The 16,020-nt window shown below is 59.3% G+C and carries 16 protein-coding genes and 1 riboswitch; of the genes, 6 read left to right on the forward strand and 10 right to left on the reverse strand.

All coding sequences use genetic code 11. The annotated features are described in order from the left end of the window. The first annotated feature begins 9 nt into the window (after positions 1-9). From LC334_RS11245 to metK, 6 genes are all read left to right on the forward strand, one after another. Positions 10-324, forward strand: coding sequence for a hypothetical protein (locus tag LC334_RS11245; RefSeq protein ID WP_085800643.1), 315 nt, complete (start codon positions 10-12; stop codon positions 322-324). Positions 325-475: 151 nt separating this feature from the next. Continuing rightward, positions 476-1,483, forward strand: coding sequence for a PhoH family protein (locus LC334_RS11250; RefSeq protein WP_085800644.1), 1,008 nt, complete (start codon positions 476-478; stop codon positions 1,481-1,483). Between the two features lie 17 nt (positions 1,484-1,500). Then, entirely contained in the window at positions 1,501-1,989 is a 489-nt protein-coding gene (gene ybeY / locus LC334_RS11255; protein ID WP_085800645.1) for an rRNA maturation RNase YbeY, read from the forward strand. Between the two features lie 42 nt (positions 1,990-2,031). Further along, positions 2,032-2,919 (forward strand): hemolysin family protein, encoded by an 888-nt coding sequence (locus LC334_RS11260; RefSeq protein ID WP_085800646.1) that lies wholly within the window; start codon positions 2,032-2,034, stop codon positions 2,917-2,919. 1 nt (position 2,920) lies between these two features. Beyond that, entirely contained in the window at positions 2,921-4,432 is a 1,512-nt protein-coding gene (gene lnt / locus LC334_RS11265; protein ID WP_085800647.1) for an apolipoprotein N-acyltransferase, read from the forward strand. Between the two features lie 371 nt (positions 4,433-4,803). Beyond that, positions 4,804-4,851, forward strand: a riboswitch (SAM-SAH riboswitch). Between the two features lie 5 nt (positions 4,852-4,856). After that, a complete protein-coding gene (gene metK / locus LC334_RS11270; RefSeq protein WP_085800648.1) occupies positions 4,857-6,023 on the forward strand; it encodes a methionine adenosyltransferase in 1,167 nt (388 codons plus the stop codon). Positions 6,024-6,195: 172 nt separating this feature from the next. Here metK and LC334_RS11275 read toward each other — a convergent pair whose 3' ends face one another. The 10 genes from LC334_RS11275 to meaB form a co-directional block, all read right to left on the reverse strand. Then, positions 6,196-6,693, reverse strand: a complete 498-nt coding sequence (locus LC334_RS11275; protein ID WP_085800649.1) for a SixA phosphatase family protein — start codon at positions 6,691-6,693, stop codon at positions 6,196-6,198. Next, entirely contained in the window at positions 6,690-7,331 is a 642-nt protein-coding gene (locus LC334_RS11280; protein WP_085800650.1) for a ferredoxin, read from the reverse strand. Before LC334_RS11280 ends, LC334_RS11275 begins: the two co-directional genes overlap by 4 nt. Next, the gene (locus LC334_RS11285) at positions 7,328-8,119 is read right to left on the reverse strand and encodes a sterol desaturase family protein (protein ID WP_085800651.1); all 792 of its coding nucleotides are present in this window, start codon (positions 8,117-8,119) and stop codon (positions 7,328-7,330) included. The genes LC334_RS11280 and LC334_RS11285 overlap by 4 nt, the downstream gene beginning before the upstream one ends. A 36-nt stretch (positions 8,120-8,155) precedes the next feature. Beyond that, on the reverse strand, positions 8,156-9,019 hold the full coding sequence (argB, locus tag LC334_RS11290) for an acetylglutamate kinase (protein ID WP_085800652.1): 864 nt from the start codon (positions 9,017-9,019) through the stop codon (positions 8,156-8,158). A 117-nt stretch (positions 9,020-9,136) separates the two neighbouring features. After that, positions 9,137-9,787 (reverse strand): ribosome biogenesis GTP-binding protein YihA/YsxC, encoded by a 651-nt coding sequence (gene yihA / locus LC334_RS11295; protein WP_085800653.1) that lies wholly within the window; start codon positions 9,785-9,787, stop codon positions 9,137-9,139. Next, the gene (locus LC334_RS11300) at positions 9,787-10,530 is read right to left on the reverse strand and encodes an MOSC domain-containing protein (RefSeq protein WP_085800654.1); all 744 of its coding nucleotides are present in this window, start codon (positions 10,528-10,530) and stop codon (positions 9,787-9,789) included. The genes yihA and LC334_RS11300 overlap by 1 nt, the downstream gene beginning before the upstream one ends. Continuing rightward, on the reverse strand, positions 10,530-12,332 hold the full coding sequence (gene yidC, locus LC334_RS11305) for a membrane protein insertase YidC (RefSeq protein WP_085800655.1): 1,803 nt from the start codon (positions 12,330-12,332) through the stop codon (positions 10,530-10,532). Before yidC ends, LC334_RS11300 begins: the two co-directional genes overlap by 1 nt. 153 nt (positions 12,333-12,485) lie before the next feature. Beyond that, positions 12,486-13,904, reverse strand: coding sequence for a putative bifunctional diguanylate cyclase/phosphodiesterase (locus LC334_RS11310; RefSeq protein ID WP_223412959.1), 1,419 nt, complete (start codon positions 13,902-13,904; stop codon positions 12,486-12,488). Positions 13,905-14,087: 183 nt separating this feature from the next. Then, positions 14,088-14,957, reverse strand: a complete 870-nt coding sequence (gene ttcA, locus LC334_RS11315; protein ID WP_085800657.1) for a tRNA 2-thiocytidine(32) synthetase TtcA — start codon at positions 14,955-14,957, stop codon at positions 14,088-14,090. A gap of 44 nt (positions 14,958-15,001) precedes the next feature. Further along, on the reverse strand, positions 15,002-15,976 hold the full coding sequence (gene meaB, locus LC334_RS11320; RefSeq protein ID WP_085800658.1) for a methylmalonyl Co-A mutase-associated GTPase MeaB: 975 nt from the start codon (positions 15,974-15,976) through the stop codon (positions 15,002-15,004). Positions 15,977-16,020: the final 44 nt, after the last annotated feature.

Below are 16,020 nucleotides of genomic sequence, written 5' to 3' on the forward strand. Positions count from 1 at the left end.
GGGCAGGCTATGACAATTACAAAAGTGATATTGTGCCTTTCCGCGATCGGAATGCTAAGCGCCTGCGGTGAAGGCGGCGGCGGCCAGGTAGGTCAGGACAAATCCATCGACTACGGCTTCAAGAAAAAGCACCTCAGCCAATTGCAGGCGGGCGTCTGGGTCGATCCTAATGGCTGCGATCACTGGATCATCGACGACGGGATCGAGGGATATCTTTCGCAACGCCTGGACCGCAACGGTAAACCGGTCTGCTCAGGCATTGCGCCGCCGACCCATGTCACCGGCCCGTTCCAGGGCCGTCAGACGGTGGGCGACACTTTCTGAACAGGGCGTACAGGTCGAAATCAGCCGCGGGCCCGCCGGGTCCGCGGTTTTTTCGTTAACATCCATCAACAAATGCCCACTTGCCCTTGCGCCTGCGGGCGCAACTTGGCACGGTTTGAGAAAAATGAATCCTTTTAGCGCGGAGATTTGATTGATCAGCAGCGAGTTGCCTCAAGCCCTGGACCCGGCCCTGCAGCATGAAGAGGTCGTGGAATTCCCCGATAACCGCCTGCTGATCGACCTTTGCGGCGAATTCGACCGAAACCTGGCTGATATCGAACAGAAGCTAAACGTGCAGATCATGCGCCGGGGCAATCAACTGGTTGCCGTGGGCGAAGAGGTGCCGGCGAAAGAGGCCATTTCTGTGCTTCAGGCGCTCTACCAACGGCTGGAAACCGGCAAAGAGGTCGAACCGGGTGACATTGACCGCGAATTGCGCATGGGTGGCTCGGACAAGGGCACCGGCAGTCGCGCGGGCGACCAGCTTGAAATGTTCAAGGGCGGCGCGGTCGAGATCAAGACCCGCAAGAAACTGGTTGAGCCACGTACCGAGGCGCAAAAAGCCTATGTACGGGCATTGTTTTCCAAGGAACTGGCCTTCGGCATCGGCCCGGCGGGCACCGGCAAGACCTATCTGGCCGTCGCCGCGGGCGTGTCGATGTTTATCGAGGGTCATGTCGACCGGATCATCCTGTCCCGTCCGGCGGTCGAGGCGGGCGAGAAGCTGGGCTATCTGCCCGGCGACATGAAGGACAAGGTCGATCCTTACATGCAGCCGCTTTACGACGCGCTGAACGATTTCCTGCCCGGCAAGCAACTCGCCAAACTGATCGAGGAAAAGCGCATCGAAATCGCACCGCTGGCCTTCATGCGTGGGCGGACGCTAGCCAACGCCTTCGTGGTGCTCGACGAGGCGCAAAACGCCACTTCGATGCAGATGAAGATGTTCCTGACCCGCCTGGGCGAGGGTTCGCGCATGGTCATCACCGGCGACCGCTCCCAGATCGACCTGCCACGCGGCGTCACGTCGGGCCTGCATGATGCTGAGCGCCTCCTGAAAACCATCAAGGACATCAGTTTCAGCTATTTCACCTCGAAGGATGTCGTGCGCCATCCGCTTGTCGCCGCCATCATCGAGGCGTATGAGGCCGATACCTGAACCGCGAACGGCCCCGCATGCTGACCGAAACCATGATCGAAGATGACCGTTGGAAAACGGCTAATCTGGCCGCGCTGTCCGAGCGCGCCGCCACGGCTACGCTCGCTCATCTGGGGCTGGACCCGGCCCAGTGGGAGGTCAGCGTACTCGGCTGCGACGACGCACGGATCGCCACGCTCAACGAAGATTTTCGTGACAAGCCCCAGCCCACTAATGTGCTTAGCTGGCCCAGTGAGGATCGCGCGCCCGAAGCACCCGGTGCCACGCCGAAAGCGCCCGAACCGGGCCCTGATCCGGAGCTTGGTGACATCGCCATCGCCTTTGACACCTGCACGCGCGAGGCCAGCGAGGCCGGAAAACCGCTCAGCGACCATATAACTCACTTAATCGTTCATGCGGTGTTACATCTTTTGGGCTATGACCATATCCGTGACGAAGATGCCACCGTGATGCAGACAATCGAGGTCGAGGTACTTGGCAAACTGGGTCTTGCTGACCCATATTAGGCGACGTGGGGCGTTTTAGCACTGCAATTTTGGAAAGAGAGAATGGGCGACACGATAGACGGATCCTCTAACGCAGCGCATCGCGCGCAGGCGTCAAGCCAGGATGATGAGGAACAGGGCGGATTTTTACGCCGCATATTCGGGGCGTTCAGTCCCGGCGAAGATCAGACGGATGATGATGAACAGTTGACCGGCCCCAAGGCCGAGGGTCAGCCGGGTATCGGCAACCTGCGCCGTATGGCGGTCGAGGATGCGGCGATTCCCAAGGCCGATATCGTGTCTGTGCCGTCCACCATCGGCAAGGAAGAACTGGTGCAGGTTTTCCGCGACAGCGGGTTGACCCGTTTGCCGGTCTACAAGGGCACGCTGGATACGCCTATCGGCATGGTCCACCTCAAGGATCTGGCGCTCAAACACGGCTTTAACGGTGCGGGCGGGCGATTCTCGCTCAAACGCATGCTGCGTCCGCTGCTCTTTGTGCCGCCCTCGATGCCAATAGGCGTGCTTTTGCAGAAAATGCAGAGCGAGCGGCGCCACATGGCGCTGGTGATCGACGAATATGGCGGTGTCGACGGGCTGATCACGATCGAGGACCTGATCGAACAGGTCGTGGGCGAGATCGAGGATGAACATGACATTGCCGAGGACGGGTATTGGACACAGGAAACCTCGGGCGATTACCTGGCGGTGGCCAAGACACCGCTGAAAGAGTTCGAGGATGAGATTGGCCTGTCGCTGACTGAGGCGGACGAGGTTGATGAAGAAGAGATCGACACGCTGGGCGGTCTGGTTTTCATGCTGCTCGGTCGCGTCCCGGTACGCGGCGAAGTGGTCGAACATCCCACCGGCGTGATGATTGAGGTTGTCGATGCCGATCCCCGCCGCATCAAACGACTGAAGGTTTGCCTGCCCGGCCACAAGAATGACTGACATGGCGCAGCCCGGATTTGCCAGCCGCGTGAACGGGTTGCGCGGGGTCTATCGGATTTCGATCTGGCTGGGTCTGGGGGCGCTGGCGGCGCTGGGGCAGGCGCCCTGGGGGCTCTGGCCGCTGACGATCGCTGCGCTGGCCCTGATCATCGCGCTGTTCAGGCAGGCTCCGGACATGCGTCGCGCCTTGCTGATGGGCTGGGTCGCCGGGACTGGTTATTTCATGCTGGCACTCAGCTGGATTGTCGAGCCGTTCCTGGTTGATGTCGCCCGCCACGGCTGGATGGCGCCCTTCGCGTTGATCGGGCTTTCCGCGTATCTCGCATTCTACTGGGCGGCGGGTTTTGCCGTAGCCCGTGCGCTTGGCGGCGGCAGTGTTGCGCTGATCGTTGCCTTCACCGTAGGCGAATCGCTGCGCGGTTATCTCTTTACCGGCTTTCCCTGGGCGCAGATCGGCCATGTCTGGATCGACACGCCGATGCTGCAATGGGCCGCCTTTGCCGGGCCGCTCGGCCTGATCGCGGTAACATGGGCAGCAGCCACCGCGCTCTGGCATCTGGTGGCGCGCCGTCAGGTTATTGGCGGCGGCGTACTGGCAGGCATCGCTGCGCTTTACCTGACCGGCGCCCTGATCGCGCCTGCCACCGCAACCGCGACCGACGCGCCCAAGGTGCGTCTTGTCCAGCCCAACGCGCCGCAGCACGAAAAATGGGATCCGGCGATGATCCCGATCTTTTTCGACCGCCAGCTGGAATTTTCCGCCGCTGGCGACACCCGTCCCGATCTGATCGTCTGGCCGGAAACATCCATCCCGGTGCTGTTGAACAATGCTGAACCGGCGCTTGAGGCGATCTCGGATGCCGCAGGCGAGGTGCCTGTGGTGGCCGGGTTGCAGCGGCTTGACGGATCACAGATCTACAACTCACTGGTGGCATTGGGTGCGGATGGTACGGTGACATCGCTTTACGACAAACATCACCTCGTGCCCTTCGGCGAATTCGTCCCCTTCGGCAATTTCATGGCTCGTTTCGGTATTGCCGGGATTGCCGCGCAGGATGGTCACGGTTTCAGCGCCGGTCCGCGTGGGCGGGTGATCGAGCTGGGGGACATCGGCAAGGCGCTTCCTCTGATCTGCTACGAAAGCGTTTTTGCCCGTGATCTGCGCGCGGCGCCGGAACGCGCGGATTTCATCCTGCTCATTACCAATGATGCCTGGTTCGGCAAGATATCTGGCCCGTATCAGCATCTCGCACAGGCGCGGCTGCGCAGCGTCGAACAGGGGCTGCCGATGATCCGGGCCGCCAATACCGGCATCTCGGCGATGATCGACCCGGCGGGCCGGATCACGCATAGCCTGCCTTTGGGACAGGCCGGATGGATCGACGCGCCGTTGCCACTGCCGCGTCCGCCAACGCTATATGCGCGGATCGGGGACCTGCCGGTGCTGGCAGTGCTTTTGCTGATCCTGGGAGGCACGGTCCTGCGGAACCGTGCACAGCGACCCCCGCGTTAGATGGTGTCATGCTGTATCAACTAGCCCGGAAGCCGCAGTTCAGGTTTCGCGCCGCGCGAAAACAAGGCCGCCGCGCGTCGCGGGTCTGTCCGTAAGGACCGGCGATTTGGAGGATAAAGCGCCCACCAGTGCAATTGGGCAGCCATCCCGCAGTTGGGCGATCTGCGGCTTCATTTCAATGTCTGCTCGCCGTCGACACCAACCGCGACCTTTCCATCTAACTCTCGTATGATCCCGGCATGGTTTCCCGAAACAGGGTAATCCCGCTGTGGCGCAAAGATTGGTGCCTAATTGCGAACAATTTCATCGCGGTTACCGCCAGGACGCTTTAACGATTGACGTGACAGCGACCCGGCCTTAACCAGTTCCGAACCCCGTCACAACGGCTTCCTGGCGTGACGGTTAACTTTAATGGAGCGTTTTCATGTCCCGCAATAACTATGTTTTTACCTCGGAGTCCGTATCGGAGGGTCACCCCGATAAGGTGTGCGACCGCATTTCGGATGCCATTTTGGATGCCTTTATCGCCGAAGAACCCGAAGCCCGGGTCGCGTGCGAAACTTTTGCCACCAGTTCAATGGTCGTCATCGGCGGCGAAGTTGGACTTTCAGATCAGGAGCGCCTCAAAAGCTTCATGGGCAGCATCGGCCAGATCGCCCGCGACTGCATCAAGGATATCGGTTACGAGCAGGACAAGTTTCACTGGAACACCTGCCATGTGCTGAACTTCCTGCACGAACAATCGGCGCATATCGCGCAAGGCGTCGACAAGGACGGGGCCGGCGACCAGGGCATCATGTTCGGGTATGCCACGACTGAGACCGACGCGCTGATGCCTGCGCCGATTCAGTACAGCCACGCGATCCTGCGCCGGCTGGCCGAGGCGCGCAAATCCGGCGCCGAGCCGACACTGCGCCCTGATGCCAAAAGCCAACTCTCGCTGCGCTATGTCGATGGCAAACCGGTCGAGGTGACCTCTGTCGTGCTGTCGACGCAGCATGCCGACGAGAGCCAGAAAAGCGATGATATCCGCGCCATTGTCGAGCCCTATATCCGCGAAGTCCTGCCCGCGGGCTGGCTCAACGATAAGACCGAATGGTGGGTCAACCCCACCGGCACTTTCGTGATCGGCGGCCCCGATGGCGATGCCGGCCTGACCGGGCGCAAGATCATTGTCGATACCTATGGTGGTGCCGCGCCTCATGGTGGTGGCGCGTTTTCTGGCAAGGATCCGACCAAGGTCGACCGTTCGGCAGCCTATGCGGCACGCTATCTGGCCAAGAACGTCGTAGCTGCGGGCATGGCCGAACGCTGCACCATCCAGCTTAGCTATGCGATCGGTGTGTCCAAACCGCTGTCAATCTATGCCGATACCCACGGCACCGGCGAGGCTGATCCCGCCGAGATCGAAAAGGCCATCGGTCAATGTATGGATCTCAGCCCGCGCGGCATTCGCGAGCACTTGCAGCTGAACCGGCCGATCTATCAGCGGACCGCGGCTTATGGCCATTTCGGGCGCGAGCCCGAGGCCGATGGCGGCTTTAGCTGGGAAAAGACCGATCTGGTCGACGCGCTGAAAAAGGCGGTCTGACCGGTTCGCTAAAAGATCAGAAACCTATCGGGAAACGGCGTAGTACTTCTACGCCGTTTTTCGTTGGCGGCGGGCGTGCGGTCGGATTTACGTGAACCCTGTAGGGCATTTTTCGAGGCAGGGTCGATCTGCGTACGTTTTATGCGTACATCCTGTACGTTCCGTACGTTTTTCAGCTCGGCATCAGCTCTCTTGGGATGACGAAATCCAGTACTTTGCCAGTACCGGGTTTCAGGTCGTTCCACGCCTCTACCGAAAAGTCCACAACCAGGGTGGCACAGGTTGGATAGTCGCCAAATCTGGGGTGTTCGGGCGGCGACGTCACCAGATCATGTGCGAACCACGCGATGCCGGGATTGTGCCCCAGCATCAGTACGCATTGACCGGTGGCCTGATTCAATATGCTCATCATCTGGCCCGACCCGGCATGGTAAAGCGTGTCCAGAAAGCTCCGCTCAGCGTCCAGACCCAGTCTTTCGCAGGTTTCTCTTGTGCGGGTTGAGGATGACGTAAGTATCTGATCAGGAATATAATTATTCTCCCTCAGCCAATTCCCCAAGGCCTCTGCCGAGCGTTGTCCGCGCCCGTTCAAGGGGCGTATCTTGTCCTCCTGCGCCGGGTTGGCCCAGCTTGATTTCGCATGTCGCATCAGGATCAATCGCCGCGTCATCTGAACGCCTCCATGTGAAAGGCCGACTGTGCTTCGGTCCGTTGAAAGCCTTGTCCGACCGGACAGGCCCGACGCGCTGCGCAACCTTTTGCCATACAATCATTTTCTGGCCGGTCCAGATCAGCCTTGCAGGCCGGGACATCATAAAACTCCGGCTGTAGCGCCCCGACCGGACAGGCGGTACGGCAGGGCTGAGCTTCACAGGATAAACAGGGGTTTGGAGCGGTTTCGGGCAATTCCAGCCATTCAGACAAGCCCAATGCGCCACGATACGACGTCCAGAGCCCGGCCACGTCATGCACCAGCATTCCCACCGGCGACACATGTGCCCGGCCGCTTTGCCTGGCCCAGCTGATGAACGGCTGATGGGGTGGTCCGCCGAAGGGAAAAAGCGCCTTTGCGGTCAATTTGTTAGCAAGGTCACCGATTACTCGCGCTGACCATCGATCTATCGGATCGGGCTGCCCGTCCTGATATTCGGGCGAGGTGGTGAAATACGCCCAGAAACCCGGCTCATCTGGACCTAGCAGTACCAGTGTCTGTACATCCTCCGGCACGTCCTCGGGGGCCGGATGAAGCACGCCATAGATGGCAAGCTGGTGCTTTTCAGCAGCTATTCCAATCTCCTGAAAGTTCATTTGCGAAACGGCAGCATCAATGACCACCCCAGTTTTGAAGGTTTTTCATCTTGCCATTGCAGCCCGGTCGTCATCTCGTCATGCCCCTGTTCCGGTTGCGCGATGTAGGTGCCGAACATCCGGTCCCAGATCGAAAGTGCAAAGCCGTAATTGCTGTCATGTTCATGCCTGTGCACCGAGTGATGCACCCGGTGCATATCGGGCGTCACCAGTGTCTGTCTTATGATCGTATCCAGCGCCTTCGGTAATCTGATATTCGCGTGATTGAACATCGCTGTTCCGTTCAGCATGATCTCGAACGCGATGATACCTATAGCGGGTGGGCCCAAGAGGTAGACAAGCCCGATTTTCAGCAGCATTGAGAGGGCGATTTCCACCGGGTGGAATCGGATGGCAGTTGTTACATCTATGTCCCTGTCGGCGTGATGCACGCGGTGAAAACGCCATAAAACCGGTATCTTATGGGTGATAAGGTGTTGCGCCCATATGGCTAGATCAAAGATCAGCAGGGTCAGCATAATGGCAAGCCACATTGGCAGTTGAAGCGCATTCATCGCGCCCCAACCCTGCGCCTCAGCATGCAGTGCGGCACCGACGGCCAGCAACGGCAGAGCAAAGGCCAACAGTCGCAGGGTGAGCATATCGAGAATCACGATGGCCCAGTTCGTCACCCACCTGGTGCCGCGTGGCTGGCGACGTTGACGGCGGGGAAGCGCCGCCTCGATGAGCGCCAGAAGCGTGAACAGCCCCGCGAAAATGCCAAGGCGAATAAGGCTTTCGTTTTCCATGCGGGGAAACCTAAGGCAAATCGCCTTTCGTGCAAGCTAGTTCGCGCGGATCAGTGAGCCGGCACCGTGTTCGGTATAAAGCTCCAGCAACGTGGCATTAGGCGCGCGCCCGTCAAGGATAACGACCGCCCGTACGCCACCGTCGATGGCCGTCAGGGCGGTTTCTGTTTTGGGGATCATGCCGCCCGCGATGGTGCCGTCGGCTGTCATCTGGCGAATCTGACCCGCGGTCAGTTCGGTCACAACCGCACCGGTGGCATCGCGCACGCCATCGACATCCGTCAGCAACAGCAGCCGGTCGGCGGTCAGCGCGGCAGCAATGGCTCCGGCCGCGGTGTCGCCGTTGATATTGAAGGTTTCACCATTTCGCCCGGCGCCCAGCGGGGCAATTACCGGTATGGCATCATCGGCAAAGAGGGTGTGCAGGATATCTGGCTTGATGTCAGTGGGGTCGCCGACCAGTCCAAGCGCGGGGTCCGCGGGATCGCAGGTGATAAGGCTAGCGTCCTTGCCCGACAGCCCCACCGCTTTGCCGCCTTGCCGGTTGATCGCCTGCACGATGCGCTTGTTGACCCGGCCCGAGAGCACCATCTCGACCACTTCCATCGTGGCCTCATCTGTTACCCGCTTGCCATTCACAAAGTCGGATTTGATTTGGAGTTTTTCCAGCATCTCGTTGATCATCGGGCCGCCGCCATGCACGATGACGGGGTTCACTCCGACCTGCTGCATCAGCACGACATCACGGGCGAAAGTTTCCATCGCCTCATCACTGCCCATCGCATGGCCGCCGAACTTGATTACCACGATGGCGCCGTCATAGCGCTGCAGATAGGGTAGCGCCTCGCTGAGGGTTCGGGCAGTGGCAATCCAGTCGCGGTTCATATCACGTTTCTTCATCTGGTTCCTCGTTCTCCGCGTTATCCCCGGATGAGCGAGAACGCGCAATACTTTACCTGACCCCCTCCCTGGCCCTCCCCAAGGGGGGAGGGAAGCCATGTGTCCGGCCTACCCCTTTTACTTCAGCGTGGCGATCGTGGCGCGCAACGTGGCGATGCCGTCACCTTTTTCGCTGGAGGTCAGGATGAGTTCGGGAAAGGCTGCAGGATGTGGGCTGAGCTTTGAACGTACCTGGTCGAGCACGTTGTCGATCTGCGTTGATTTCACCTTGTCGATTTTGGTCAGGACGCATTGGAATGTCACGGCCGCGCTGTCGAGCAGGGTCATGATTTCATCGTCCACTGGTTTGATCCCATGGCGGGCATCCACCAGCACGAAGGCACGGCGTAGCGTCTGGCGCCCGGCCAGATAGGATTTCAGCAGTTTCTGCCATTTCTCGACGATCGGCAATGGTGCATTGGCATAGCCATAGCCGGGCAGGTCAACCAGATAGTGGCTGTCACCTAGCGTGAAATAGTTGATTTCCTGGGTTCGCCCAGGGGTGTTCGAGGCCCGAGCCAGACCTTTGCGGCCTGTCAGCGCATTGATAAGCGTGGATTTTCCTACATTGGAGCGTCCGGCGAAGCAGACCTCGGTGCGGTCGGCCGGTGGCAGACCGGACATCGCGACTACGCCCTTGAGAAAGTCGGTTTGCCCGGCAAACAGCTTGCGGCCTTTTTCGGTGGTCGGCCCGTCAGGCTCGTCGGCTACCGGGAAGGAGAGCTGCATCAGCGTACCTCAACCCCGTCGCCGACGCTGATCTGGCCACCCTTGGAAACCACCGCGTAAATGCCGAAATTCTGGTGGTTCAAATGGTTACTGAGCGCTGCCAGCGTATCTGCATCCCGGACGCCGGTTTCAGGGTTTGCCGTTGTTGCCAGGCACCGGACGATTGGCTCTTTCACCTCAAGTTCAACCTCTCCTATGCGCATCGTTTTGTCGATCCAGTTGAACTCTTCCCACGGGGCAAAGCCATCGAAATGGATATTGCAGCGCCAGCGGAGCGGCGAGAGCGACTGATCCATCTTTGCAGTCAAATCATCATTTGAGGCGAGATTGATCAGGCTGATCGACGGGAAATCGGTGTCGGTCATACCGCGGCCTGGCACACGATGGATACGTGCTGATTGCGCGCGGTTGGAGGGCATCAGCGGGCGTACCCAATCGAGGAACCTGGCTTCATCCCTGTCGGGATCTATCACCAAGTCTGGCCGTTCGGGATGAGTCAGGCAAATCGTGCCGTCAGCTTCATTGCTGCGGGCGCTGATCGCCATCAGCGATGGCACCTTGGAGCCGCGGGAATAGTTGGCGCAGGGGGCCCATTTGGTGCCATCGGATTTCGCCATCTCGTGGGCTATGGCCCAGCGGCGATCCCATGGCATGGTCTGCCCTTCGCTGAGTTCGACGGAAGTTAGCGACTCGCGCCCATGCCCCTTGATCGGATGACGCCAGAGCGCGCGGACCTCAGCCATTACTTGTCATCCGATTTGGGCTTGCGTTTGAAGCTGGAAAGAATGTTGCCGAAGACGTCGGGTTTGTAACCCTGGCTGCGCATGATCAGATATTGCTGGGAGAAGGTGATCATGTTGTTGGCGATCCAGTAGACCACCAGACCGCTGGCAAAGCTGCCCAGCATGAACATGAAGACCCAGGGCATCCAGGCAAAGATCATCTGCTGGGTCGGATCGGTGGGGGCCGGGTTCAGCTTTTGCTGCAGCCACATCGAGATGCCGAGAATCAGCGGCAGGATGCCAATGAAGATCAGCGCCAGGATCGAGCCCGGTTCCGGTCCGGCCCAGGGGAAGATGCCCCAGAGGTTGTAGATCGTCGAGGGATCAGGCGCCGAGAGGTCCTTGATCCAGCCGATCCAGGGCGCATGGCGCAGCTCAAGTGTGACGAAGATCACTTTATAGAGTGAGAAAAAGATAGGGATCTGTAGCAGGATTGGCAGGCAGCCCGAAGCCGGGTTGACCTTCTCTTTCTTGTAAAGCGCCATCATTTCTTTTTGCAGTGCCTGCCGGTCATCACCTGCGCGTTCCTTGATCTTCTCCATCTCGGGCTGCAGCTCTTTCATCTTCGCCATTGAGACGTAGGATTTGAAAGCCAGTGGCAGCAGAGCGGCCTTGATGATCAGGGTCAGCGCAATGATCGACCAGCCCATGTTGCCGATCAGGGCATTGAGATTGTGGAGCAGCCAGAAAATCGGCTTGGTGAGGAAAAAGAACCAGCCCCAGTCGATTGAATCCAGGAACCCTTCCACGCCTTCTTCGTTCTGGTAAGTGCGGATTGTTTCCCATTCCTTGGCACCCGCAAAAAGACGCGTGTGAGCGGACACGCTTTGGCCTGGTGCCACGGTCTGTGTGCCAAGTGCTGCGTCTGCCTGATAAATGCCGCTGCGGCTATTCTGGTAGGTGCTGAACCGAGCGCCGGAGTTGGCGTCGGGGATCAGCGTGGTCATCCAGTAGTGGTCGGTAAACCCGGTCCAGCCGGTTTCGGTGACGTTTTCAGTTGTTCGCGCATTTGCTGGCTCGAAATCGTCATAATCCGTTTCCGCCAGTTCGCCATCGACCATGCGGATACCACCTTCGTGCAGGATGAAGAAATTCTTCAGGTCTGCGGGTTCGCCGTGGCGCACGAGAATGCCGTAGGGCGCCAGCGAGGAGCTGTTCTCGCCGTTATTCTCAACCGTTTGCGTGATACCGAACATGAAATCCGTATCAACGCTGATTTGGCGGCGAAAGCTGAGGCCAGCGCCGTTATCCCAGATCAGTGTCACCGGCGTGTCAGGCGTCAGCGTGTCACCGGTTTCGACCGTCCAGATGGTATTGGCATTTGGCACTTGGTCGGGTGTCAGCCCTGCACCGGGCGCCCAGCCGAAGAGCGCATAATAGGGGGCGTCGCTGCCGACAGGTTGCAACAGTTCGACAATGTCAGAACCAGGTTTCAGCGTTTGGCGATAATTTTTCAGCGACAGCTGATCAATTCGGCCACCCTGCAGTGATAACGAGCCTTCGAGGCTGGGCGTATCAATGGACAGGCGGGGCGCATCGGCCACTTCTGTTTCACCGTTATCCGCCGCTACAGTTGATGCCGTGCCACCCGTCGTGCTGGCGGTTGGTGTCGTCACCGCCTCGGTTGATTCTGCTGTTTCGGACGTTGCGGGCGCGTTCGGGTCGACGGTTTGTTCGGGCGGTGGGAATAGCACGAACCACGTCATGATCACGAGAAAACTAAGCGCAGTCGCTAGGATTAGGTTCTTGTTCTGGTCGTCCATGCACCGATGGCCATCTGTCTGTTGCGGTCTTGGGGGTTCAACAGAGTGCAGCGCGAAAGGTCAAGGGTGTTTCGGAGATTCGGGCCATCCCAGGTGGGTTTCATGAGGCTGAGACGGTGCGGTGTGGCCCGTGGTCAGCGGAAGTGGAGTGCCTCAGCCCGTTCTATACCTGATCTCGGGAGGGTCCGAAAGTCTGGCAATATGTCCCTTCGTCCATTCTTGTACGCTTTCGACCGGCATGGGTCGTCCGATTCCGAATCCCTGCACATGGCGGCAGCCCAATTGTGCCAGCATGGTATGTTCGCCAGCGGTTTCGACACCTTCCGCGAGTGTATCAAGCTCAAGCCGTTCGGCCATAAGCAGGATAGCCGACACCATGCGTTGCTGTTCCGGGTCTTGATCAACTTTCATCACGAACGAACGATCTATTTTCAAACGCTGGATATCGAAGCGGCGGATTGACGAAATGGATGCATGCCCGGTGCCGAAATCGTCAAGATCTACATGGCAGCCCAGTTCCGACAGGCCGCTGATATTACGGGCGATCATATCTTCGGGCGATGTGGCGACCACGGTTTCAAGGATCTCAATCGCCAGACGGTCCGCCGTCAGTTCGTGTTTATCAAGCTCCCATTCGATTTTTTGCAGGAGGCGCGGATCTCGCAGCTCGTCCGGAGAAAAATTCACGCCAACCTGCGGTATATCCAGACCAAGCGCGTCCCACGACGACAGCGCTTTCAACGCGCCGGTCAGCATCAATTCGCCCAATCTTTGCATCTGCCCCGCGCTTTGCAGCTTATCAAGGAATTCACCAGGTGCCATGACACCACGTTCGGGATGGTCCCACCGGGCAAGAGCCTCAAAGCCGGTCACGCGTCCGGTATCGGTGGAAATCTGTGGTTGAAACCAAGGCAAGATCTGACCGGCCTCCAGGGCTTGTTCGATATCGGACGGAACCTTGTGCGAGGCAGCTTTCAAGTCGCGCATGTCCGGCGAATAGGCGCGTATGGACGATGGTCCGCTGCGCCAGGCGACCGTCAGCGCCAGATCAGCGGCTTCGGCCATCTTCGTGCCGCTATTATCGTTAAAATTCGCATCTAGGCAAAACCCGATAGATGCGGAGACGTAAATGGTTGTTCCGCCCAGTTTGATCGGACTTTCAGCCGCGGATTGCAGGCGAGTGGCGACCTGGAGCGCGATATCAAGGTTCAGATGTCCAACCGGTGCGATCACAACGCCGAATTTTCGGTCATCAAGCTGCGTCAGGCAATCGCGCTTTCGGATCGCGGCGTTCAGGCGTTCAGCAAGCTCCGCGACCACGTCTTGCGCGGCCGAAATGCCGTAACGGTCGGCAATCGCTTCGAAATCATCCAGGCCTACAACCAGGCAGGCCGTTTTCTTGGATCTCTTCCGCGCGCGCCGCAACGCCCTGCCAAGATCGATATGAAATGCCGCCGGTTTGGGGTTACTGTGGCGATTATCTCCGAACTCTCGATTTTCGCCAAACGGTCTAAATACCGCGTAAAGGCCCATAATCGCGGGGAAACCGATGGCCGTTACAATCAGCGCCATCTCACCCCCAAGCCAATATCCGAGTAGTACGGCGGTAGGCAGAAATGCCAATACCTGAGGGCCGTTGAGGATTGCTCTCAGGCTGGACCTGCTTGCAGAGATTACACGATTTAAAAGACGGTACATTGACTTTGGATTCCCGTGATTGCCGGTGAAAGCTAATCTTCGGACCTCAAAACCATCTTAACGCAACTTGGGCGGCGCCTCATCATTTGCGTCGAATTTTACCGAATCCCTTGCAAGTCCGGCGAAGTCAAACAACTTCGGATCCAGCAGATGCGACGGACGCGCGTTCATCAGCGCCCGGAACATGACCTGCCGACGACCGGGGCTGTTGGCCTCCCAGCCATCGAGAATTTGCTTGACCTGCTGGCGTTGAAGACCGTCCTGTGATCCGCAGAGATCGCAGGGGATGATCGGATAGTTCATCGCGTTGGCGAATTTCTCGCAATCCGCCTCGGCGACATGCGCCAACGGGCGGTAGACGAAAAGATCGCCCTCTTCATTCACCAGCTTCGGCGGCATGGTAGCGAGCCGTCCGCCGTGAAAGAGGTTCATGAAGAAGGTCTCAAGGATATCGTCGCGATGATGGCCCAGCACGACGGCCGAACAGCCTTCTTCGCGGGCGATCCGATAGAGATTGCCGCGCCTGAGCCGCGAGCAGAGCGCGCAATAGGTGCGACCGGCGGGCACTTTGTCGACCACGACGGAATAGGTGTCCTGATATTCGATCCGGTGCGGTACCTGCATGCGCTGCAGGAACTTCGGAAGTACGGTCGCGGGAAACCCCGGTTGGCCCTGATCCAGATTGCAGGCCACGATATCGACGGGCAGCAAACCGCGCCATTTCAGCTCGTGCAGCACCGCCAGCAGCGTGTAACTGTCCTTGCCGCCCGAGAGGCAGACAAGCCAGCGCGCATCCCGTTCAACCATGCCGTATTGCTCGATCGCCTCGCGCGTCTGGCGCACGATGCGTTTGCGCAGCTTCTTGAATTCGGTGCTCGAAGGTGCGCCGGCAAAAAGTGGATGGATATCGTCTGTATCGTCAAGCATGGGCTGGCTTTAGGCGCTTTCCCCGCACCCGGCAAGGGGGAGGCTCACCCCTTGATCTGTTGCAGCATTTCCTGCGCGGCCAGCGAGGGCACGATTTCGCCGTCGGCCACCTTGACGGCAATCTCCTGCATGGCGGCTTTGGCTTCTGGCGTTTCCAGTCGGGCCAGCAGGCCCCGCCGCACCTCCTGCTCGAACCAGTAGCGCGCCTGTTCTGCCCGCCGCCCGGCGAAATGGCCGTTTTCGCGTCGCCAGGCGGTCAATGCTGTCATCTCCTCCCAGGCCTTGTCGAGCCCGTGTTCTTCGACTGCCGAGACCATCAGCGCCTTTGGGAAACCTTCTGGGTCTTGCGGTCGCTTCCGTAGCAATCTCAGCGCACCAGCATAGTCGGAACAGGTGCGCGTCGCGGCTGGTTTCAGATCGCCATCCGCCTTGTTGATCAGGATCAGATCGGCCATCTCCATGATGCCGCGCTTGACGCCTTGTAATTCGTCCCCGCCAGCCGGGGCCAGGAGCAGGATGAATAGGTCCGACATTTCGGCCACGACCGTTTCGGACTGTCCGACGCCCACGGTTTCGATCAGCACCGCGTCAAACGCGGCGGCTTCGCATACGGCCACCGCCTCGCGTGTGCGCCGCGCGACGCCGCCCAGATGGGTCTGGCTGGGCGACGGGCGGATAAAAGCGTTCGGATCGCGGCTAAGCCGCTCCATCCGGGTCTTGTCACCCAGAATAGACCCGCCGGAGCGGGCCGAGCTGGGATCGACCGCCAGAACGGCCACGCGCAGCCCCTGGCCCGTTAGCATCATGCCGAAACTTTCGATGAAGGTCGATTTGCCCACACCCGGCGTGCCCGACAAGCCGATGCGCACCGCCTGATGATCATCGCGACGCAGCGCCTCCATCAACGCGGCGGCCTGCGCGCGATGCTCGGGCTTGGTGCTTTCGATCAGCGTGATTGCCCGCGCCAGCGCCCGGCGGTCCTGTTTAACGATCTTTTCGGCAAGGTCGGGGATGTTCATGGGGAGGCTGCACTTCCGATCAGTCTGGTTTGTGGGCCTTCATG

Origin of the sequence: Roseovarius aestuarii, from assembly GCF_019966515.1 — a bacterium.
GTDB lineage: Bacteria > Pseudomonadota > Alphaproteobacteria > Rhodobacterales > Rhodobacteraceae > Roseovarius > Roseovarius aestuarii.